Raw genomic sequence first — 1,349 nt, forward strand, 5'->3', positions numbered from 1 at the left:
CAATGCTCTCAACTTAACGCTCCCTTATAGGACATATGCAAATGTGGCTTGCTTCGGGGCGGTCGTGGGTAGCTTCTGCCTGGCTGGATGCGGCATCGACTGCGGCCCATGGCGGCCAGGGTATCGGGCAATGCCGCCCATGCCTGAGCGATGCCGAGCAGGCACCCGGCGAGGATGGGCTTGAGTGCGCCGAATGCGTAGGTGCGATTCGGGCGGGAGCCGGTCTGGATGGCGTCGTCGGTGCCGCTGCCGCTGAGCAGTGCGCACAGGTTGTCGGCCAGGATCTTGGCGGCGAAGTCCTGCTGCAGGGCGAGGTAGTTCAACCCCGTCGTGGCCTCGAGGCGCAGACGATGCTTGATGCGCTTGAAGGCCTCCTCGACGCGCCAGCGCTGGTGATAGAGCGCGCTGAACTGCGCGGCCGGATACGACTGGGCATCGAGCAGGTTGGTCATCAGGACGCGGATCTGGCCGTTCGGAGCGATGTTGCGGATCAGGCGCACGGTGGTGGCGGTGCGGGCCAGATCGAACGTGCTGGCATCGCGTGCGGTGGGCGGCGACAGTGTGACCACGCGCTCGGCCTCGTTCGAGCGTCGGAAGTCGGCGACGCAACGCCAGCCGCTGGCATCGACGCGCAGACAGAAGGCCATGCCGTGTTGCGCCAGCGTCGCCGCCATGGTGTTGCCGACGTAACCTCGGTCGAGCACGAGCAGATCCTGCGCCGGATCGAGTGCGTCGAGCGCCTCGAACAGCATCTGCCGCTCCGAGCCGTCGGCCGGATGCAGACTGGCGTGCAGCGTGAGTTCGGTGCCCGGCAGAAACAAGGCAAACGCGTAGTGGTCCGCCGTCAGTGCGGCCGTCTTGCGTGTCGACACACGCAGGCGCGACGCATCAGCCGCCACCACGCGGCGGCCATTCCAGCGTGCCGCCTCTATGTGCGGGCGCGCCAGGTGCAGCAGGTGCGCACTGGCCAATTCGAACAGCCGGCCCGAAAACCCCTGGCGGGCCTTGCTGAAGGCCTGTGCGCTGACCTCGCGGATCCGCCCGGGCACCGCATGCAGGCGACCGAAAAAGGCGTCGAGTTCGGCTTGAACGCTCGCGCACATGCCCGAGATCATCATGGCCGCCAGGCGCGGCAGGGTGAGCTTGCGATCGCGGGTGAAGGCCCCAGGCCGAAGACGTACCTGCTCGGCCAGCGCGGGGTCGAGCAGAAAGTCAGCGAACTCGGACAGCAGCGACTCGTGGTCGAGTATTCGAGTTCATATTGTCTATTTATCAATGACTTAACGAACGCCATTTTACCCGTTTCCCATAGGGTTCACAAGGGCTATAAGCTAAAGTTGAGAGCATTG

The 1,349-nt window shown here is 64.9% G+C and carries 1 protein-coding gene; it reads right to left on the reverse strand.

The window, feature by feature from the left end:
- Positions 1-8: 8 nt before the first annotated feature.
- Entirely contained in the window at positions 9-1,250 is a 1,242-nt protein-coding gene (locus PG883_RS23470) for an IS4 family transposase (RefSeq protein WP_197228375.1), read from the reverse strand.
- Positions 1,251-1,349: the final 99 nt, after the last annotated feature.

The sequence above is a fragment of the Aeromonas sp. QDB25 genome (assembly GCF_027707725.1).
Lineage (GTDB): Bacteria > Pseudomonadota > Gammaproteobacteria > Enterobacterales > Aeromonadaceae > Aeromonas > Aeromonas caviae.